17 protein-coding genes and 1 riboswitch are annotated in these 21,692 nt (G+C 44.0%); of the genes, 10 read left to right on the top strand and 7 right to left on the bottom strand.

The window, feature by feature from the left end:
- Window positions 1-84: 84 nt before the first annotated feature.
- The 3 genes from ACSUPM_RS00525 to ACSUPM_RS00535 form a co-directional block, all read right to left on the bottom strand.
- Window positions 85-1,011 carry an IS30 family transposase gene (locus tag ACSUPM_RS00525; protein ID WP_436880065.1) on the bottom strand — a complete coding sequence of 309 codons (927 nt, stop codon included), beginning with the start codon at window positions 1,009-1,011 and terminating at the stop codon, window positions 85-87.
- Window positions 1,012-1,169: 158 nt separating this feature from the next.
- A complete protein-coding gene (locus ACSUPM_RS00530) occupies window positions 1,170-1,427 on the bottom strand; it encodes a YheV family putative metal-binding protein (RefSeq protein ID WP_201566991.1) in 258 nt (85 codons plus the stop codon).
- Window positions 1,428-3,635: a M3 family metallopeptidase gene (locus ACSUPM_RS00535; RefSeq protein ID WP_350588038.1), complete on the bottom strand. Its 2,208-nt coding sequence runs from the start codon at window positions 3,633-3,635 to the stop codon at window positions 1,428-1,430.
- A 500-nt stretch (window positions 3,636-4,135) separates the two neighbouring features.
- Here ACSUPM_RS00535 and ACSUPM_RS00540 point away from each other — a divergent pair, with 500 nt between their 5' ends.
- The 3 genes from ACSUPM_RS00540 (at window position 4,136) to ACSUPM_RS00550 (ending at window position 7,351) form a co-directional block, all read left to right on the top strand.
- On the top strand, window positions 4,136-5,248 hold the full coding sequence (locus ACSUPM_RS00540; RefSeq protein WP_201566993.1) for a baeRF3 domain-containing protein: 1,113 nt from the start codon (window positions 4,136-4,138) through the stop codon (window positions 5,246-5,248).
- A 296-nt stretch (window positions 5,249-5,544) separates the two neighbouring features.
- Entirely contained in the window at window positions 5,545-6,303 is a 759-nt protein-coding gene (locus tag ACSUPM_RS00545) for an endonuclease/exonuclease/phosphatase family protein (protein ID WP_025652572.1), read from the top strand.
- A gap of 52 nt (window positions 6,304-6,355) precedes the next feature.
- Complete coding sequence (locus ACSUPM_RS00550; RefSeq protein ID WP_436880066.1) at window positions 6,356-7,351, top strand: NADP-dependent oxidoreductase; 996 nt, start codon at window positions 6,356-6,358, stop codon at window positions 7,349-7,351.
- Here ACSUPM_RS00550 and ACSUPM_RS00555 read toward each other — a convergent pair.
- The 3 genes from ACSUPM_RS00555 to ACSUPM_RS00565 form a co-directional block, all read right to left on the bottom strand.
- Window positions 7,348-7,965, bottom strand: coding sequence for an alpha-ketoglutarate-dependent dioxygenase AlkB family protein (locus tag ACSUPM_RS00555; RefSeq protein ID WP_201578194.1), 618 nt, complete (start codon window positions 7,963-7,965; stop codon window positions 7,348-7,350). The two genes, ACSUPM_RS00550 and ACSUPM_RS00555, sit on opposite strands and share 4 nt — an antisense overlap.
- 11 nt (window positions 7,966-7,976) lie before the next feature.
- The gene (locus ACSUPM_RS00560; protein ID WP_201607582.1) at window positions 7,977-8,867 is read right to left on the bottom strand and encodes an alpha/beta fold hydrolase; all 891 of its coding nucleotides are present in this window, start codon (window positions 8,865-8,867) and stop codon (window positions 7,977-7,979) included.
- 90 nt (window positions 8,868-8,957) lie between these two features.
- Window positions 8,958-10,871: an ABC transporter ATP-binding protein gene (locus ACSUPM_RS00565; protein WP_436880067.1), complete on the bottom strand. Its 1,914-nt coding sequence runs from the start codon at window positions 10,869-10,871 to the stop codon at window positions 8,958-8,960.
- 341 nt (window positions 10,872-11,212) lie between these two features.
- Between ACSUPM_RS00565 and ACSUPM_RS00570 the strand changes: the two genes are divergently transcribed.
- The 4 genes from ACSUPM_RS00570 (at window position 11,213) to ACSUPM_RS00585 (ending at window position 15,478) form a co-directional block, all read left to right on the top strand.
- Window positions 11,213-12,061, top strand: coding sequence for a DMT family transporter (locus ACSUPM_RS00570; RefSeq protein WP_201567003.1), 849 nt, complete (start codon window positions 11,213-11,215; stop codon window positions 12,059-12,061).
- A gap of 181 nt (window positions 12,062-12,242) precedes the next feature.
- Entirely contained in the window at window positions 12,243-13,133 is an 891-nt protein-coding gene (locus tag ACSUPM_RS00575; protein WP_201567005.1) for a fructose bisphosphate aldolase, read from the top strand.
- A 125-nt stretch (window positions 13,134-13,258) separates the two neighbouring features.
- Window positions 13,259-14,326: a hypothetical protein gene (locus ACSUPM_RS00580; protein WP_156915648.1), complete on the top strand. Its 1,068-nt coding sequence runs from the start codon at window positions 13,259-13,261 to the stop codon at window positions 14,324-14,326.
- A 6-nt stretch (window positions 14,327-14,332) separates the two neighbouring features.
- A complete protein-coding gene (locus ACSUPM_RS00585) occupies window positions 14,333-15,478 on the top strand; it encodes a hypothetical protein (protein ID WP_436880068.1) in 1,146 nt (381 codons plus the stop codon).
- Window positions 15,479-15,521: 43 nt separating this feature from the next.
- On the opposite strand, the gene thiC is transcribed toward ACSUPM_RS00585, so the two are convergent.
- Complete coding sequence (gene thiC / locus ACSUPM_RS00590) at window positions 15,522-17,624, bottom strand: phosphomethylpyrimidine synthase ThiC (protein WP_436880069.1); 2,103 nt, start codon at window positions 17,622-17,624, stop codon at window positions 15,522-15,524.
- Between the two features lie 248 nt (window positions 17,625-17,872).
- A riboswitch (TPP riboswitch) is annotated at window positions 17,873-17,997 on the bottom strand.
- Window positions 17,998-18,287: 290 nt separating this feature from the next.
- Here thiC and pstS point away from each other — a divergent pair.
- The 3 genes from pstS to pstA all read left to right on the top strand — a co-directional run bounded on the left by pstS (window position 18,288) and on the right by pstA (window position 21,638).
- Window positions 18,288-19,454, top strand: coding sequence for a phosphate ABC transporter substrate-binding protein PstS (pstS, locus tag ACSUPM_RS00595; protein ID WP_436880070.1), 1,167 nt, complete (start codon window positions 18,288-18,290; stop codon window positions 19,452-19,454).
- A 208-nt stretch (window positions 19,455-19,662) separates the two neighbouring features.
- On the top strand, window positions 19,663-20,616 hold the full coding sequence (gene pstC / locus ACSUPM_RS00600; protein ID WP_010200767.1) for a phosphate ABC transporter permease subunit PstC: 954 nt from the start codon (window positions 19,663-19,665) through the stop codon (window positions 20,614-20,616).
- A gap of 113 nt (window positions 20,617-20,729) precedes the next feature.
- Window positions 20,730-21,638: a phosphate ABC transporter permease PstA gene (gene pstA / locus ACSUPM_RS00605; RefSeq protein ID WP_101211186.1), complete on the top strand. Its 909-nt coding sequence runs from the start codon at window positions 20,730-20,732 to the stop codon at window positions 21,636-21,638.
- The last annotated feature ends 54 nt before the right edge of the window (window positions 21,639-21,692 follow it).

Here is a 21,692-nt window from a genome sequence, read left to right on the forward strand (position 1 = left end):
TACTATAGCAAACTCAAAATAAAAAGCCTATCTATTGCTAGATAGGCTTAAAATACTGCTTAGATTAACACACCAAGTGCAACGCTAATTAATATTATAGAAAGCCTGCATAGGCGTTTTAAACCCTAAGCGTTTTCTTGGTCTGTTATTTAGTTTGTTCTCAATGTCCTGCATCTCATCATCAGAGACTTGTCTAAAGTCACAGCCTTTAGGCAGATACTCTCTGATCAAGCCGTTGGTATTTTCGTTGGTTCCTCGCTGCCATGACGCATAAGCATCGGCAAAGAAGAAAGAGCTAAAGAGCTTTTGTTTCACCTTTTTATGCTGAGCAAACTCTTTACCATTGTCAGAGGTAATGGTCTTAACCTGCAACCTCACTGGCTTTAAGAGCTCTATCATTGCCTCTGATACTTGCTGTGCCGTTTTATTATCCACACGTTTCATCTTCAGCAGCCCTGTTTTACGTTCAACGAGCGTGACAATCGCTTGCTTGTGATGCTGACCGATAATGGTATCCGCCTCCCAGTCGCCAATCCGCGTGCGCGCATCAACGATGGAGGGGCGCTCATGGATAGAGACTCTGTCATTAATACGACCACGAGTCTCAGCAGTTAAACGCTGCCGATAAGGCTTGGCTTTACGTCTGAGACACTGCCATAACCTGCCGCCCTTACGCTTGTTTGTCCATATATAGCGATAAATGCTCATATGACTGAGTCCACCATGAACACCTGCTATTTGCTGGGGACTCCAGTTCTCTTTAAGCTTGTCTGTGACCCAGTCCCATACGTCAGCGATGATGCTGAGCGCATTGTTTGATCGTCTTGCACAAGCTTTCTTATGAGCGTTATTGACTTGGTAACCGCGCAGGCTTTTATTGCGTCTGATTTCTCTTAATATGGTACTGGGACTTCTGTTTAACGCCCGCGCTATAAAATTAATACTATGTTCTGCCCCTATAAGGGCATAAATCTGGTATCGTTCCCCTAGGCTTAGATGCGTATAGTTCATGGTTGCAATCTCACTTTGGTCGGTGGATAAAGACTTTGATGCTAGCGCATCTAGGTCTTTTTTTCACCTCACATTTGGTATTGCACTTCATGTGTTAATCTAAGCTGTTAAATGATAAAGCACTTAAAAGCTTTTAGATATGACTATTATTTGTTTGCTTAAGTTTTAAACTTTACCGTACCACTGGTACCTGTCGCCATTGCATCACGAGCGAGCTGGTCTTCCGCATGGTTTTTGGCACTAATAGCATCAGGGTCGGGGCGATGCTCTGTATGACCACACTGGGTACATTCGATATACTCATCAGGTGCAGGCGTGACGATATTGACTTGTACCACCGCATCCAGCGCCTGACATTTCGGACAGCGAACACCCGCTAAAAAACGCCGCTTTGGACGTGACGATTGATAACGCATTTAAATCACCTCGCGATTGCTTTGTGCATTGGCGGCATCGATATTTTTAACATCGCTAAAGCCACTGTGACGCAATAAGGCATCGATGCTGGCACTGCGACCACGGAAGTTTTCAAAGTTGGTCTTGGCGGGAAAACTACCACCAACCGACAAGATACTCTCGCGGAAAGCTTTACCAGTGACAGGGTTAAAAATACCCTCTTCTTCAAACTTACTAAAAGCGTCTGCAGAGAGCAGCTCCGCCCATTTATAAGAGTAATAACCTGCCGCATAGCCTCCCGCAAAGATATGGCTAAAACCATTGGCAAAGCGGTTATAGTCAGGCGTTTGCATGATAGCAATGTCGCTACGCACGGTATTTAATGTTGCTAAGATACCGTTATAATCAAGCGCTGGCGTCTGTGCATGAATTAATAAATCAAAAAGCGCGAACTCGATTTGACGCAAGGTTTGCATGCCGCTTTGGAAGTTCTTCGCTGCCAATAATGCTGCGAGCTTATCTTTAGGCAGCGGCTCACCAGTCTCGACATGGCTACTAATCAGCGCAATCCCTTCGGCATCCCACGCCCAGTTTTCCATAAATTGGCTCGGCAGCTCGACCGCATCCCACTCGACACCATTGACGCCAGCGACATCGCCCACTGTTACTTGGGTTAAGAGATGATGTAGCCCATGACCAAACTCATGGAACAAGGTCAGCACTTCATCATGAGTCAATAAGCTCGGTTTGCCATCGAGGGCAGGCGTGAAGTTACCGACCATAAAGCAAACCGGTAGCTGTTGATGGTCTTGCTCATCATAAGTATAACGCGACTGAAAACCACTCATCCAAGCACCGCCGCGCTTACCACTGCGGGCAAATAAGTCAAAATAAAAGCCACCAAGCAAGTTATCGTCAGCATCAAACAGTTGGTAGAAGCTTACATAGTCGTGCCAGCGCGATACGGATGTGCTTTCACTGTCTGTCTTATCACTATTTTGCTCTTGGACTTTGATACCGTATAAACGCTCAACGATGGCAAATAAGCCGTTAATGACTTTTAGTAATGGGAAGTATGGACGTATCTCTTCTTGCGATAAACTAAATTCGCTTTGTTTTACTTTTTCAGCGATATAGGCACTGTCCCATGGCTGCAAATCATCAATACCATAATCTCGTGCATATTTTTGTAATTGTGCTAAATCCTGCTTAGCGGTTGGGGTCGCTTGCGTGGCCAAATCGCGTAAGAAGGTTTCAACTTCCGTTACGCTATCTGCCATTTTGGTCGATAGCGAAACTTCTGCATAATTATCAAAACCTAATAGCTTGGCTTTTTGCTCACGTAATTGTAGGATTTGACCCATGATATCGGCGTTATTCAGCGATGCGCCTTTGCTATCGGTGTGCTCATCAAATTCAGAGGCGCGGGTGACATAAGCGCGATACAGCGTCTCACGCAGACTGCGATCGTCCGCATGAGTCATAATGGCAAGGTAAACAGGAATATTTAAACTTGCCACATAGTAAGGCGTCGGCAAAGTATCGATATCCGCTTGGGTGAGGGCACCGCTGGCAAGTTCGTGGGTTTTATATTGCTCACCTGCATCGGCCAATAGGCCCAGCCCACTGTCTGTCAAGCCCGCCAATTGCGCTGACTCTAATGGCAATGCATAGGCTTGCGTCGCGTCTAATATATGGTCTGAAAAGGTCGCCGACAGTGTTGACAGCTCACTTTGAATAGCTGCAAATTGTTCTTGCTCAGCTTTAGGTAGCGCCACGCCTGACATCTCAAAGCTTCTAAGCGCCAACTCAATAGCACGAGCGCGTGCAGGCTCAAGCGCGGCAAAGAACGTCTTGTCATTCACAATGGCTTGGTAGCGGTTAAATAATGGCTGATGCTGCCCTACACGAGTGCCATAAGCAGACAGCTTAGGCAACAGCTCATGATGAACATGGCGAATCTCATCATTGCTCATCACGCTATTGAGGTGTGACAAAATGCCCCAACTGCGATCCAAAGCCAGATTGATATGATCAAAGTTCATCACATCACTCAGAGCTTGCTCAGCAGTGATATCAGACGCATTAGTATCATTTTGCGTCGTTGCGGACAGCGTATCCAAAAAGGCATTGGCATCATCAATAGCGCTCATGACTTGGCTTTGTAGTGCACTTGGAGAAACGTTGTCAAAATCGACAAGGTGTAAATCTGGAGAAAGGGTAGTCATAAAAGTATCCGGTATCTGATATTAGTGAATGAATTATTATTGGCTAAATAGGGTTTGGTATAAGTGATTTGCTTGATATAACCGACTGAGTATAAAAGGCAATCAGCTACTTATTTATTTTGCGGTCTTATACCTATATTACATAAAAGATGGGTTCATTTAGTGAAAATGCAACCTACTCACTGACAATACATAAAGTAACGTGAGGAGATGAACGATATCAAATATATTTAAATGGGATAAACCTGCTTTTTATAACAACGTAGATTGTTTTACTTACAAAGCGCTATCATTTGCTTGCAAATTGACCCTACAGCAAGTGAAGTTTGACTGTTAGCATCAAGGGAATGGAATAAAAATATCAAGCCCTACTGATAACAAGTCCTACTGATAAATAATTTACAGAGAAAATGAATCACAGAAAAAATTACAATGTTGAATGTGACTAATAAGAAGCAAATGATAAAAAGTAACTAATAATAAAACAAGGAGCAATATTTATGAAAGCGACTCTCAAAAGTTTACGCGAAACCAAGGCTAATCCTGCGGTCAGTATTTTTGTTAAAACTCACCGCGAACATCCTGATAATGACAAAGATCCTATCGCCCTTAAAAACCAGTTAAAAGTTGTCGAAGAGCGTCTCACCAAAGAGTACGATAAGCGCACAGCAACGACTATTTTGGACAACATTCACGCCAAAACTAATGAGCTAAACCATAATTATAACCTTGATACTTTAGCGATATTTGCCAGCGTTGATGACGTACAAGTAATTCGTATGCCGATTGATACGACCGAACGCGTGGTCATTTCAAACAGATTTGCTACCCGTGATTTGGTTCGCGATATGGCAAGCGCGGTACATTACTATACAGTGGTACTGACCCGTGATAGTGCCCGCTTGATTGAAGCATCTAATGATCGCGTTGTTAGAGAGCTTGATAAAGGTGATGACGTGCAAAACAATATGGAAAGCATTGCCTTTCCTATCGAGAATAACGGTCTGTATACAACCAGTGACGGTGGCTCTGACCGTTCTGCAAGTAACGAAAGCAGTCATTTAAAAGAGTTCTTTAACCAAGTGGATAAGAGCGTACAAGAGCTGTGGGGCGAGCATAAAATGCCTCTTGTCATCGTCGGTGACGCAAAAAATATCGGCTATTATAAAGAAGTATGTGACCGTCCAGAAAACATCATTGCCACGGTATCAAACGCCACCAATCTAGAAGATGGTAGCGCCCAGCATATCGTCGATTGTTTACAAGAGGCGGTAGAAGAGTACCGTACTTCATTACACCAAGCGGCCATGGGTGAAATTGATAAAGCTCGCGGTGCCAATATGTTGCAGACTGACTTACAAGAAGTCTATCGCAGCGCCTTCCAAGGAGCGGGCGAGACCCTCTATGTGCGCCGTGGTTATATACAATCTGCCAAGATTGACGAAAAAGCACAGACTTTAAGCATCGCTAATGATGCTGCTGCAGAAGGTGTCACGGATGATGCGATTGGCGAAATCATTGAGCACGTGATTCACAATGGCGGTGAGGCTGTGTTTATGCCGCAAGACATCATGGGCGAAGACCAACCGATTGCTCTGGTGACCCGTTACTAATTTTAGTCATATTGACTGCTAATGACATGTACTTATGAATTAGCCATTGGTAACGTATCGGTATAAGATGAGAGCATTGGTTCGATACGAATCAATGCTTTTTTGACTGAATGGCTATCAGGTCTTATGGTTAGTAATTTCAATCATCAAGCTGTACTCGCCTGATGTTGACTACAATTCTAAATTAAACCACTATAAATTAAACGGTGAGTAAACGCCCTTTTAAAGTTACTGTCATTTTAACGTCATCCACTTTAAACATGACTCCCATTTTTTACACGACGACTGATACATTTATGACTAATACAAGCTCTTTTGTTCTAACCAGCTATAACATTCATAAAGGCATGTCGCCTATGAATCGGCAAGTAAAAATGCAAGGTATTGCCCATGCGCTTGAGGGTATAGGCTCGGACGTTTTGTGTTTGCAAGAGGTACAAGGTCAGAATCTTAAGCGCAATATGCAATACAACGAATATCCTGATCAATCACAGCATGAATGGTTTGGCGAATATCTACAGCTGCAAAACAGTTATGGTAAAAACTCAGAATATGAAAACGGTCATCATGGTAATGCCGTGCTCAGCCGCTTTCCGTTAGATCCAAAACATAACGTCAATATTACGGTAAATAAATTGGAGCAGCGTGGGGTCTTACATTGTGAGGTGCAGCCAGTAGGTTGGGAGAGACCGGTCGTAGTATTGTGCGCGCACTTAAATTTGTTTGAGCGGGATCGTCTTAAGCAGTATGAGGCCATTGCCAATTATGTGCGCAATGAGATTGCCCCTGATCAACCGCTGATCTTAGCGGGTGACTTTAACGATTGGAAAAAACTGTCTTGTGATAAGCTGGCGTCCAGTCTCGGCATGACCGAAGCTTTCAAGCATTGTCATGGCAAGCTGTCACCTACCTTTCCAGCTAAGCTACCGGTGCTCAGCTTAGATCGTATCTATGTGCGTAATTTAAGGGTTAAAGATGCATGGGTGCACACTGGCAAACCGTGGTCAACGCTGTCCGATCACTTGCCCATCAGTGCAGAGCTGGTGTTGCCATAAGCAGAGAATTCACTAAAAATAAAACAATAGCAGCATACAAGGATGATAAACCATGTCTAATACTCAAATACCAACCACTCAACATGCGGTACTCATTCGTGAGTTTGGTGAACCTGACGTTATGAACTATGAGGACGGTGTCGCCATTCCAGCTTTGGCGGATGAGCAAGTCTTGGTAAAAGTTGCCTACGCCGGCATCAATCCTGTTGACTATAAAACCCGTCAAGGTAAAGGTTGGGGCGCTGATAATATTCAAAAAGATAAGTTTGATCATGATCAGCCAGCGATTTTAGGTTTTGATGTAGCCGGCACTATCGTCAAAAGCAATAACGAGCAGTTTGCCGTTGGTGATAAAGTTGCCGCTCTGACTTTTGATGGGGGTTGCTATGCAGAATACGTAGCAGTCGATGGCAAGTTGCTCGCCAAAGTGCCAGAAGGCGTCACATTAGAGCAGGCGGGTGCGCTCCCTTGCGTCGGCCAAACGGCGCTACAGTTTGTTGAGTTCGCCGATATCAAAAAAGGCGAGCATGTGGTCATGAATGCGCCCGCTGGTGGGGTTGGTCAGCTGGTCATTCAGTTATTAATGGACAAGGTCGACGAGGACAATATTAACGTCACCGTCATCTGCTCAGCAGAAAAGTATACCAAGCTTGATACTTTGATAGATAAAAGCAAGCTGACCGGCTGGATTGACTATACCAAAGAAGAGGCATTTCCTGATTTGCAAGCCGATGTATTGCTAGACTTGGTCGGCGGGGATGCAGGGGTACGCGCACTCGATGTACTCAAATCTGGTGCACGCGTCAATGTGTTACCAACGATTTGGGTTGATAAGCTCGTCGATGCTGGCAGTCAAAAAAGCCTAAACGTGGCAGGTTATAAAGCCCAGCGTAGTGGGCAGGATATGGCGAGAGTGTTAGAAAACGTGGCGACTGGCAAGCTTAAATTACATATTCAGCAGACCTATTCGCTCTCTGAGGTCGTTGCCGCGCACACTGAGCTACAAAAAGGCGATACCTTTGGCAAGATAGTTTTAAAAGTAGACTAATCTGGCAGCATCTGTCGAAACGTGAGACTAATGCGTCCAGTGTTGACCGTTTTAGTCTTGGTAATAGTGTGCTTCCAGTAGGTTTGTGTATCGCCATGCATAACGATAAGCTGACCAGACTCAAGGTAAAGCTCGACTTTATCTTGAGTTTTTTTATGCTTAAAAACAAACTTGCGCGTGGCACCGATTGATAGGGCAGCGATAATAGGTTGATAGCCCAATTCCTTTTCGTCATCAGCATGATAACCCATACCGTCACTACCTGAGGGGTAATAATTCAACAGGCAAGAATTAAAATTCACGTCAATGCCAATATTTGCTAGCTGCTGCTCAACATGTTGTTTCACGTGAAACACGGTTTCTGACCATGGAATGCTTTGACGGGCATGTCCTGAGTAATGATAGCTGCTGCTATCCCCACCCATCCAAACGATTTGGCGCGTGGTGACGTGGGTCTTACCAAACAACGTGACAATGTCAGCCTGCCAAGGCAATTCACTCAATAATATGTCATAAAGCTCATGGCTATTATCAATGACGATACCCAAGTCATTCGCCCGACCATCATAAGGCAACAGGTTATCCATAGGACTAGGGGTAAATAAATCAGTCATAAGCTCAAAGCTTAACGATTAAAATTCTGTAAGATAACAGTGGCGCATTGTTCCGGTGCTTCTATAGGTAATAAATGTCCGTTCTCAGGCATGATGTTAAGCTGGTCAGTAGGCACAAATTTTCGCCAATTATTACGAACTTTATCATTAATAAAAATAGTCGGCTTGCCAATGATGAGTTGGTAAGGCACCGTGGTTTTTGCCAGCTTCTTTAGCGCACCGTCTATATAAGGGATACCGAAATAATTCGCTATCTCTTGCTCGGGAGTGAAGATAAATGCATAACGGCCATCGTTTTGCTTTACTAAGCTTTGCTCGGCAAAGAGGTATAAGTGCTCATCAGAGATGCGTCGATAAGCGCTTTTTTCTCGTAGGCTGTCATAAAAATCATCAATATTTGCCCAAAATTTTTGCTTAGTTAACGCGCTTTTAAAAGGTTGACGCTTAAGCTTCACGCGGCGAGGTATCAGCTTATAGAGCAGCGCCTGTGATTTGGTAAAAGTGACGGGCTCTATCAAGTACAACGCAGAGAATAGATCAGGACGTTTGGCCGCTGCCATAGCCGTCGCAGTAGCGCCCTGCGAATGACCTATGCCCACAACAGGACTATCTTGCGTTTGCTCTAAAAATTTAATAAGCAGATCAGCATCTTGCTCACGGGTTAGTACCCGAGCTTTTGGCTTGTCATACCAATAGCCACGCATCGCTAGCGCGCTGATATCAAAACCAGCAGCCAGCTCGGTCAATAAGGGCTGATAATTACCGACCGTAAAACCATTACCGCCATAGAAATGCGCTTTGGCTCGTTTATCATTATCATGGGTCGATTCAGCCAATGAGTGTAAATCGTAGTAACGGGCGCGTTTTTTATTTAGCGTGATACTTTTAGCAAATTGTTCCATAACACTCGTACTTCCCTGTATGACCATTTTTCAATTTTAAGTTTAGTTTTCAAGCTACAGTTTATTGTGAGATTTAAGGTGGTACCAATTTTAGCTCTCTTCTCCTAAGAAACCACCGCTTTGACGCTGCCAAAGCCCCGCATAGACGCCATCCAATGCCAGTAGCTCTTCGTGACTGCCTTGCTCAATGATTTGACCTTTATCCATGACTACCAGTCTGTCAAGCGCGGCAATCGTAGAGAGACGATGAGCAATGGCAATCACCGTTTTGCCCGTCATGATATCGTTCAAGCTTTCGGTAATGGCAAACTCAATCTCAGAGTCTAGCGCACTGGTCGCCTCATCCAAGAGTAGGATCGGCGCATTTTTTAGCATAACACGTGAGATGGCAATACGCTGGCGCTGACCGCCAGAGAGTTTGACGCCCCGTTCACCAACTTGCGTATCCAAACCCGTATTGCCTTTATCGTCATACAAATCTTTGATAAATTCCCATGCTTGTGCTTGCTTAGTGGCACGGATGATTTCTGCATCGCTGGCATCAGGGCGACCATAAGCGATGTTTTCACGAACGGTGCGATGGAGCAATGAGGTATCTTGCGTCACCATACCGATCTGTTGACGCAGAGACTCTTGAGTGACTTCATCAATCGCTTGTCCATCGATGTAGATTTTACCTTTATCAACGTCAAAGAAGCGCAATAATAAATTCACTAAGGTTGATTTACCCGCACCTGAGCGTCCAACCAAACCAATCTTTTCCCCAGGTTTGATATCTAGATAGAAATTATCGAGCAGTTTGATTTGTGAAGAGGCAATCGCCGTTCCCGCAGTACTCACTTCATCAATACGCTCGCCTTCGTTATCACCATTTTCACTTTCATAACTGAAATCAACATGGTCAAAGACAATGTGACCATCAGTCACTTTTAGCTCAGGTGCATTTGAAACATCCACAATCGTTTGCGGTGCTGACAAAGTACGCATACCGTCTTGGGCAGTACCGATGCTTTCAAACAGGCTAGCAGTTTGCCACATAATCCACTGCGTCAACCCATTGAGTCGTAATGCCATCGCCGTTGCTGCGGCAATAGCACCGACGCCAATATCGCCTTGCTGCCATAAATAAAGACCAATCCCAGCCGTACTACTTACTAAGATGACACTGATGAGATGGGTGGATATCTCTAAATAACTGACCCAGCGCATCTGCGCATGAACCGTACCTAAAAACTGACCCATGGCGTTTTTGGCATAGCCCAGCTCACGGCGCGAATGGCTGAACAGCTTTACCGTCATGATATTGGCGTAAGCATCAGTGATACGGCCAACCATCAATGCGCGGGCATCAGCCTGTATGATAGAGGTCCGTTTAAGCTTGGGAATAAAGAAACGTAAGGTAAAGCCAACCAGTACGAACCAGATAACAAAAGGTATGAGCAATAAGCTGTCTAAATTAAATAAGATAACCCCAGTCGTAATAAAGTAGACAATGACATACATAAACATGTCAGTGAATGTCATCACCGTATCGCGTACGGCCAGCGCCGTTTGCATTACCTTGGCTGACACACGACCAGAGAATTCATCTTGATAAAACTGCATTGACTGCCCAAGCATGTGCTGATGAAAACGCCAGCGCATTTGCATCGGGAACACACCTTGAATCGACTGAAAATGAATGAACGACGATAAGGCAATCCAAAACGGGCTCAGGAGCATGACCGCTAGCATCAAAAGGAGCGTATCGCCTTTTTCAGTCCATAGTGTTTGCGGTGTATACACCCCTAACCAGTCAACAATGTTACCAATCCATGCAAACAGCATCGCCTCATAGATACCGATACCTGCGGACAAAATCATAAAGAATAGCAGCCAGATACGTAAGCCTTTGGTACATGCCCACAAAAACTTCATCAGCCCTTCGCGAGGTGAGGGCAATGGCATAGGCGTATCAGGAAAGGCCGGTAGACGGTTTTCAAAAAATCGAAATAAAGCATTCATAGGCAAGGGTAAAGCATCAATAGCAATACGCTAAGACAAACGCTGGCAGACATTATCTTAAACGTGTATTTGGGTGAATGGGAAATGCTGCTATTTTAACAAAACTTCGTAATCACGCCTGCATGCTAATTGTAAATTGACAATCAACGGCTGTACTCGTTTATTACTGATTGGCTCAACTCTCATAAATACATTGCTGTATAAAAAATATTTTGTTACATTCTAGTGCTTATTTTCTATTTGGCTGTTATTCATCTCATTTTTATCTCCATTTTAAAAATGAGGACACGCCTTGGATAAATAATAAACACATAAAACTGCGACTTAAAAGGTAGACGTTCATGCTGTATTTAACCATCGCGGTACTATACAGTGTCGCCGTTTCAATACTCTTGAAAATATTACGTCAACGAGATATCGATATTCGCCAGACTATCGTCGCTGGTTATCCAGTGGCTTTTTTATTGACATGGTTTTTATTGAAGCCAGACATCAGCGGACTTAGTCTGTTAGGAAGCGCGTGGGGGATTATCATAGCACTTGGCGTGCTACTGCCTGCGGTGTTTATCATTCTTGGGCGCGCGATTGCTGCGGTTGGTATGGTGGCAACCGATGCCGCTCAGCGTTTATCATTGATTATTCCTATCGTTGCTGCCTTTTTATTATTCGGTGAGGTACTGACAGGTACGCGTATATTTGGTTTGGTATTAGGCTTTTTGGCACTAGGTGCTTTGGTGTATCGTCCTCAAGCGGGCGGCATAACTAAACAAGCTCGCCAAACGCCGCTTTGGTTACTTGGCGTCTGGGCAGGCTACGGCATTATCGATATTCTATTCAAGCAAGTGGCCAAGCAAGGGTCTGCCTTTCCACTGACCTTATTTGTCAGTTTTGGGCTGGCAGGGCTGTTACTGTTTATTTATTTGCTGATCACACGGGTGCGCTGGCAAGGAGGTGCTTTACGAGCAGGATTACTATTAGGTGCGCTGAATATGGGCAATATTTATGCTTATGTACGAGCGCACCAAGTATTGTCTGAGTCGCCAAGCATTGTCTTTACTGGTATGAACGTGGGCGTCATCGCGGTGGCAACCATCATAGGCGTTGGCGTATTTAAAGAGCGGCTCAATCGCATTAATATAATAGGGCTATTATTGGCGGTTGGTTGTGTGACAGTACTATTTTTAGCATAACCGTTTCGCCTAAATTCATCCATATCGTTGCGATTTATAAAATTGTTAACTTATCAGATATAGGCATGCCGGGCATCCTATGATAAGGTTATCTAAAAATAGCAAGACTGATATAAGCTGACAAAAAGCGCTTTGCTTTGAGACATTTGACCTCAACGAATAAAAATAGGATGCACGCCCAATGGAATACGAAAAGCAATTACAACGCATAAAAAATGGTTCAGGCTTCATCGCGGCGCTTGACCAAAGTGGAGGCAGTACGCCAAAAGCACTCGAAAATTATGGCGTGAGCAGCGACGATTATGACAATGATGACACCATGTTCGATCTCGTACATGAGATGCGAGCCCGTATCATCACTTGTGAAACCTTTGATAGCGAGCGCGTGCTTGGGGCAATTCTATTCGAAGATACCATGGAGCGTGAGGTTGAGGGTAAGTCGACGGCCAACTATCTGTGGGAAGATAAAAACATCGTACCGTTCCTTAAGGTTGATAAAGGTCTGGCTGAGCAAATGAATGGTGTGCAAGTCATGCGCCCGATACCTGATTTAGATGCACTATTGGACAAGGCCAAAAACTATCCGGTATTTGGTACTAAGATGCGCTCATTGATTTATGAGCCCAATGTCGATGGTATCGAGCTGGTCGTACAGCAGCAGTTTGATGTGGCCAAGCAGATTCTTTCAAAAGGCTTCATGCCTATTGTCGAGCCAGAAGTGAATATTGACAGCGCTAAAAAACATGACTGTGAGCTGATACTTAAAACCAGTCTTTTGCACAATCTTGATTTTTTAGACGATGGTCATCAAGTAATGCTGAAACTGACCTTGCCAGAGAAAGAAGGCTTTTACCAAGAGCTGGTTGATCACCCAAAAGTGCTAAAAGTTGTGGCATTGTCGGGCGGTTACAGCCGTAGTGCTGCGTGTGCTAAGCTTAAGCAAAACCCAGGTATGATTGCCAGTTTCTCCCGTGCCTTTACTGAAGGGTTGAGTAAGCAGCAAAGTGATGAAGCATTTTCTGAAACGATTAATAACTCAATCGAAGAAATCTATGAGGCGTCGAAGGTTTAAAGCCTTCAACCTTTATAATTGATTTTGAATCCCAGCTGACTTTAGGTTTGCTGGGATTTTTTTAATGGCATTCACAGTAGATATTTATTAAACTTGTGTTTGTTTTCATGGTTTTTGGAGAGGTTGTGTTTCGCTTTATTACTTTAGGATTGTTTTTATTAAGTTGGAGTGTTTCTAGTCAATCTATGGAGCCTGTAGGCTATTCAGGTACTTGGGCAAGCGCTGCTTATTTTAATAATGCCATCGATGTTATATCAGAGACAGTTAATATCGATATTACAGATGATGCTAATAATGCTGGTTATACAGTGAGCTATAAGCTGTATAACAATCGTGAAGGGCTTCAATTCCCATTGGTTTTTGAAGTATTCGATGAATTTGGACAAAGTAATGAGTTCGAAATTACTGTCGATGGTCAATCAGTGCCTGTCGTAACGGTTACTGAAGATAATAACGGGCTTGAGACATCTGATTTCTATATGCCAACCAATACTGGTTTAGAGCAATTCAGAGCAGATTCAAAGTATATCAACCTGGATTTGTCGTCAGGGTTGCATACTATTACAGCTACTTATGACGTCCAGCCGCATTATTATGGCAGTGATTGGACTGGGATAAGCACTTACTCTTATTCGTTAGTGCCGATGAATGAGAGCGTCAGTGATGATAAGCAGTTTAAAGGGTCATTTATTAAGCTAAATTTCAATGGTGGTTTAGACTATATCAGTATGGATATCGATGGCACGAAGAATACTTTACCTTCTAATAACCAATGGCATTTCAACGATAATCTTGCGAAAGAGATTGATTTTATTATTCAAGCACCTCTGAATCCTGTGGCAAAAGTTTTGACGGCTGTTTCGCCATTCATAACTATAAGTTTCGCGCTATTTGTATTGGGTGGACTGCATTTACGTATGATGAAACGTAGACAGCAAGCCCAGCCCGAAACCCTTTGGACAGTCATGCTGGTGGGTGGTTTTCTAGTGCCTCTGCTTAGCCTGATAATTTATTACCTCTATCTACTGGTGACAGATATGATCATTGGTCAAGGCGCAACAGGAGAAAGTCGCGATTTGTTCTTTATATGGGTTTTGCCGTTAGGCTATATAGTAATAACACCTATTTATTTGATAATTAGTTTTGTGGTTTTTATGATGGTTAAACAGACGGTTACTAAAACAGTAAAGTAATTATAGTTGAAGGCTGTAAATAGCTTTGTGATTCGCGAACAGCTAGCTGACGAGCCATTTGAGAGAATATTAATGCGTAGGACCATTTTAGGATTGCTTTTATTAAGCCACAGTATGTTTAGCTATGCCAATATGGCGTCTCCCATTATCGACGGTACTAATGCCAGTACGGCATATTCAAGCAAAGATATCGATATATTGTCTGAAAACATAGATATCAATATTGCTGAAGGTTTTAATCAAGCTGACTATGATGTCACTTACGAAATTTATAGCGCTAAAGAAGGCGATCGAATACCTTTGGTTTTTGAGGTGTTCGATAGCATAGGTAATGATGCAGACAAAAGCTTTATAGTCGAAGTCGATGGGCAAGCGGTACCAGTACTTATCAATTATGATTATAAAAGTCATTCAAAATCATTGCCCGCTTATCATGATCCAGAAACGGATACGGCCGTACAGTTCCATAATGACGCTAAATACTTTGAGATAAACTTAAGCGAAGGCAATCATGTCATTAATGTTAAATATTCTGCCTATCCTACAGTAAACCGTAGTGATTGGACCAATCAATATATCTATAGCTATTCATTAAAACCTGCCAAAACTTGGAAAAGCTTTGGTGACCTGACCGTTACTCTAAAGATTGCTGATGAATCGAAATACTTGAAGACTAATCTTGGCGAACCTTTAAGTGGGATGATAAAAGCAGATTCGAAGTGGGTCTTTGATCATATTCCTAACGATGTTTTAGACATATCTTACCGACAGCCACCAAGTTCTTTGGCTCAATGGCTGATTGATTTAGATGGAAGAGTAGTGTTTTTAGTATCAATAATGTTATTTGGTTTTATGCATTATAGATCGTTGCGTTCGAGTCACAAAAAGCACTCTAAACAAGCAAAAGCAATCCTTTGGTCGGGAGTGTTCATTGTGCCTCTCATAGCATTGATGATAGTTTTCTATATAATTTACTTTATAGACTGGTTACTAGGCGAGCATGCCAGCAGGTATCATGGATATACAATTTTTATTATTGTCTTTGGCTATCCACTGGTTTTGCCTTTTTATTTACTCATTATGAAACTGTGCGACTCTTACTTCAAACGAGTTTTTCCACGAGACTCAAAAATAAACGTAAAAAAAGCTTAAACCTAGCGACTAGATTTAAGCTTAAGCATTAAATATTAAACAATCAAACTTCTTTATATAATTGGCGTCCTTCACTATTATATTTGTCGGTCATCTCTGCCATACCTTGGCTCACTTCCTCGGCACTGGCTTCACCAACTTGCCCGACCAGCTCAGTATCTACCTCTTTGATCAGATGACCAGCCCCAGTTAGGTCGCCGGTTTGTGGGGTTACTTTTTTATTAGCGGCATCTTTATCCAGCCCTGCCGCATAATCCCGCACGTTCTGAGTGATCTTCATTGAGCAAAACTTAGGTCCACACATCGAGCAAAAGTGCGCCGTCTTATGCGCGTCTTTGGGTAAGGTTTCATCATGGAACTCACGGGCGGTATCTGGGTCGAGCGCCAGATTGAACTGGTCGTCCCAGCGGAATTCAAAACGGGCTTTAGATAACGCATTATCACGAGCTTGTGCGCCCGGATGACCTTTGGCAAGGTCGGCGGCATGAGCGGCAATTTTATAGGTGATGATACCGTCTTTAACATCCTTTTTATTGGGCAAGCCTAAATGCTCTTTTGGGGTCACATAGCAAAGCATCGCCGTGCCAAACCAGCCAATCATAGCAGCACCAATCGCACTGGTAATATGGTCGTAACCGGGTGCGATATCGGTGGTTAATGGCCCTAAGGTATAAAAAGGTGCGTCGGCACAGACTTCTAATTGCAAGTCCATATTTTCTTTAATACGGTTCATTGCTACGTGACCAGGACCTTCAATCATGACCTGTACGTCATGCTTCCACGCCACTTGGGTCAACTCGCCAAGGGTACGCAGCTCACCAAACTGCGCCTCGTCATTGGCATCTTGCAAACAACCGGGGCGCAAGCCATCGCCTAGACTAAACGCCACATCGTACTGCTTCATGATTTCACATATATCTTCAAAATGAGTATATAAAAAGCTCTCTTTATTATGAAACATGCACCACTGCGCCATGATAGATCCGCCACGCGAGACGATGCCCGTTAAGCGTCCAGCAGTTAGCGGCACATACCGCAGCAGTACACCGGCGTGAATTGTAAAGTAATCGACACCTTGTTCGGCTTGCTCAATCAAGGTATCACGAAAGATTTCCCACGTTAAATCTTCTGCCACGCCATCGACTTTTTCGAGTGCTTGATAAATAGGGACGGTACCAATCGGCACGGGCGAATTACGAATCAGCCATTCGCGCGTTTCATGGATATGATTACCGGTAGATAAATCCATAATATTATCTGCACCCCAACGCGTTGCCCACGTCATTTTGGAGACTTCTTCATCAATAGAAGAGCCTAACGCCGAGTTACCGATATTGGCGTTAATTTTTACCAAAAAATTGCGCCCGATAATCATTGGCTCAGATTCAGGATGATTGATGTTATTAGGGATAATGGCTCGACCTGACGCCACTTCGTCACGGACAAACTCAGGGGTGATAGTAGTCGGTGTATTGGCACCGAAGCTCTCGCCATCGTGCTGACGCATATCGGTCAGCTCATGCTGCTTTTGGGTCTCGCGAATGGCGATATATTCCATCTCAGGGGTAATGATGCCGCGACGGGCATAGTACATTTGTGTGACATTTTTTCCTGCTAATGCACGGCGAGGCTTGTCGATATGAGCGAATCTAAGATTGGCGGTACTGATATCGCGGGCACGCGCCAGTCCATATGAGCTGGACAATCCGCTTAATTGTTCGGTATCCCCGCGCTCAGCAATCCAGCCTTCGCGTAGTTTTGGCAGTCCTTTGGTCAAATCAATGTCGACATTGGGATCGGTATAAACGCCAGAAGTGTCATAAACATAAAACGGCGGGTTCTGTTCCCATTCGGTTTCAGGCACGCCTTGTATCGGAGTAGGGTTAAGGGTGATTTCGCGCATCGGTACTTGAATGTCAGGACGTGAGCCCTCGATATAGACTTTTCTAGAAGCGGGAAGGACACGGTGTAGGTCGCGCGCGTCTTCTTCAAAGCGGGCATCATTGGCGGTACGGTGAGCAGGGGTTTTGAGGGCATCGGCTTTTTTATCCGCTTTACTGTCAGTTGTTTGACTAGCATTGGCAGTAAGAGGGGCGTCAGTAGCTGGGATGTGGGTTTGGGCTGTTTGTAAATCTGAAGTAGTCATATGCTGTCCTAGCGTGTTGGTTTTTGAATAAAAGCAACACCGCCAGTAGCTGCGGGGATTGGCCTATATGATACGGACAAATTCAATCGTAAAACAAACCTGCTAGCGCTATCAAACCTAAACGTAGTCAGTGATCTTTAGCTGATTGATGGACGCGACTGATTATTAAAGCGCTATATCCGCATAACAATGCTAGTAGATAGTGGCGATAATAAAAAGGCATTTCTGCGCGCCCTTTGTACTTATATAACATAGGCTTAAGACTTCCCTGCGTCGGTACTAACCGCATCAGGTTCGGCGGGTGATCTCTCAGCGAATGTATCAAAAGGCTTATGAAATAAGCTCGTAATACACCGCACCCCGAGTCTGTCAGTGTTGTAAATCCCCTTCATACTAGCAAAATTCTGCGCGCGCGGCTAATGATATTTGGCTATACGTATCTCGTTTCAACTCTATATTTTATGGCTTTATAAACGCAGCTGGCTAATATCGCCCAACAACGTGACTCAAATTAATTGACTGTCAGGTCCTCAAATGAGACTTTTTTAACACGACTGAAATATTAAAAAGGTTGTCATCAAACTGTCATAAAGATTTGACAAGATAGCACGCATGTCACAAACAAACCTTTTTCATATCGTTGTCAAACTTTAGGAGCCTTACATGCGTTATTCGTTATTAGCAGTAGCCGTTAGTTGTACATTAATGCTCACGGCATGTAATAAATCAACCGACACGGCAGAGCCCACTGCTGATACTAGCAGTAGCGCTGTTACCACGGCTGAAACCACCTCTCAAACAGCCTCTTCTGCTACCACAGGTTTTAAATCTGCTGAAAATGTCGCCATGAATATTACGGGTGCAGGTGCGTCGTTCCCGCAGCCTATCTATGCTAAATGGTCGTCTGACTACAACACGGCTACTGGTGGCCAAGTCAACTATCAATCGATTGGCTCATCTGGTGGTATCAAACAAATTCAATCAAAAACCGTTGACTTTGGTGCTTCTGATGCACCGATGACGCCTGAAGAGCTTGAAGAGTCTGGCCTTATTCAGTTTCCAACCGTTATTGGTGGCGTCGTGCCAATCGTCAACATCGATGGTATAGAGCCGGGCGCATTGAAGCTAGACGGTACGACCTTAGCAGATATCTATTTGGGCAAGATTAGCAACTGGAATGACCCAGCTATCAAAGCCATGAACCCAGATCTGACTTTGCCAGATGCGGCAATCACGACGGTATTCCGCTCAGACGGTTCAGGTACGACTTTTAACTTTACGGACTATCTGGCCAAAGTCTCACCAGATTGGAAAGACACCGTTGGCGTTGATAAAACCGTCAAGTGGCCGACCTCTGCTACTGGTGCAGGCGGTAAAGGTAACGAAGGCGTCTCAAGCTACGTCAACCGTATGAAAAACTCTATCGGCTATGTTGAGTATGCTTACGCTAAGCAGAATAAGATGTCACATACTGCGCTGAAAAACGCAGCTGGTAACATCGTACAGCCATCTGCTGAGACGTTTGCTGCGGCAGGTGATATCGATTGGTCACAGCAAGAAGGCTTTTATAAAGTCATCACCAACTCTGAAACTGACCAAGCATGGCCTATCGCTGCTGCGACCTTTATCTTGGTACATAAGCAACCAGAAAATCCTCAGCAAGTCGCTGGTGTGTTGAACTTCTTTGACTGGGCTTATACCCAAGGTGATGACAGCGCCATGGAACTAGACTACGTACCATTCTCTGACACGGCAGTGGCCTTGTTCAAAGAGAAGTGGAACGAAGTGAAAGGTAGCGATGGACAGCCTGTCTATAAACCTGCTCAGTAATTCGATAGTCATTATTTAATAACGATCGAATTACCCTTTCAAACAACTATTCTCCGGTAGTTGTTTGAAAGGTTTTATCACAGCGAATTTAATCGCAAAGCCAATGATATTTATAGCTTCTGATACTTATATCTGCTGAGTTTGTTGTGATAAAACCTGATAAACACACTCATTTTTTAATCTTATCCTATTGAATGCTGAGACACTTATGACAGACTTAAGGTCCCAACTGGCTAAACAAAAACGTTACGATGCTTTATTCGTTAACTCCACCAAAGCATTTGCCATACTGGTATTGATGTCTCTAGGTGGTATTTTAGTGTCGTTAATTGTCGGGGCTTGGCCAAGTATTCAAGAGTTTGGTTTAGGTTTTTATACCAGCAATAACTGGGATACGGTCGCCAATGAATATGGTGCACTTGCACCCATCTATGGCACCTTAGTGACCTCATTTATCGCCATTCTGATAGCCGTGCCAGTGAGCTTTGGCATTGCCATATTTTTGACCGAAATGTGTCCTGCTTTTCTAAAAAAACCACTTGGTATCGCCATTGAGTTATTGGCTGGTATCCCCTCTATCATTTATGGTATGTGGGGCTTGTTCGTCTTCGCGCCGTTTTTTGGCGATCACATCCAACCATGGTTTATTGAACACGTCGGCCCTTTACCGATTATCGGTAAACTGTTTGAAGGCGCACCGATGGGACTGGGTATGTTCACAGCGTCCTTGGTGCTTGCCATCATGATTATTCCCTTTATCGCTGCCACCATGCGCGATGTTTTTTCCGTCGTGCCAGACTTATTAAAAGAATCAGCCTATGGGATGGGCGCGACGACTTGGGAAGTCATGTTCAAGATTATTTTGCCGTATACCAAAGCTGGTGTGGTTGGTGGTGTTATTTTAGGACTGGGTCGCGCATTGGGCGAGACCATGGCAGTGACTTTCTTGATTGGTAATGCCTTTAATATCAGTCCAAGCCTGTTTACCTCTGGGGTTACGATTACCTCAGCGCTGGCCAATGAGTTTGCCGAAGCCTCTAGTGAGCTACATCTGGCATCGTTGCTGCATCTGGGCTTAATATTATTTGTGATTACTTTTATAGTGTTGTCCATAGCGAAGCTTATGCTCATGCGCATGGATCATAAAGCAGGCAATCGCTAAGCTGGTGTCAGTTCTTAGTTCGGCTCAGAGTGACAGAGATGGATAGTATCGAAAGAGCTGTCTAAAAAGGCTGTCTAAAAAGGCTATCTAAAAAGATATGGGAAACGAATGTTATGCCTAACCCTGCTATCAATGCTACTAGCGCATTACCGGTAAAGACAAGCTTTGAGGTACGTTATAACAAAAGCCTTTATAACAAGCGTCGTCGTCTGAATAAGCTTGGTCTAGGCTTTGCGTTGTCGGCGATGGCGTTTGGCTTATTTTGGCTATTATGGATTTTACTGACCCTGTTCGTTGAAGGTTTTCAAGGATTGGTACAGTTGCCAGTATTTACGGCTGATACCCCACCACCGATGAGCGCAGGTGGTCTACGCAATGCCATTGTCGGCTCAATCATGTTGGCATTTTCAGGACTGTTTATCGGTGCGCCCATTGGCCTGATGACCGGTATTTATTTATCAGAATTTTCTCAAGGCAGTATGCTGGGCAAAGTCACCCGATTTTTAAATGATATTTTGCTATCAGCACCCTCGATTGTGATTGGTCTCTTTATTTATGCGCTGATGGTCAAAGGCAATAATTTTTCTGGTTGGGCAGGCGCGTTGGCGTTGGCATTAATCGTCATCCCTGTGGTCGTACGCACCACAGAAAACATGCTTAACTTAGTGCCTAATAGTATTCGTGAAGCGGCCTATGCATTGGGTACACCAAAGTGGCAACTGGTGACCAAAGTTACGATTAAAGCGGCCAAAGCGGGATTGACCACAGGCGTATTGTTAGCCTTTGCCAGAATTACCGGTGAGACTGCACCGTTATTATTCACTGCGTTGAATAATCAATACTTCAGTACCGATATGGGTAAACCTATTGCTAATTTGCCCAACACCATTTATCAGTTTGCGATGAGTCCCTATGACAACTGGCATACCTTGGCATGGTCGGCGGCCTTACTGATTACCTTGTCGGTATTGATATTGAATGTTTTGGCACGGTTTATTGGCAATCGGGGTCACAGTAAATAACAGCTACCAAAAAATCAGGCCTCGTCGGTTTTTACTTAAATTTATATCAAGTCA

Source organism: Psychrobacter okhotskensis (genome assembly GCF_965638355.1).
GTDB lineage: Bacteria > Pseudomonadota > Gammaproteobacteria > Pseudomonadales > Moraxellaceae > Psychrobacter > Psychrobacter okhotskensis.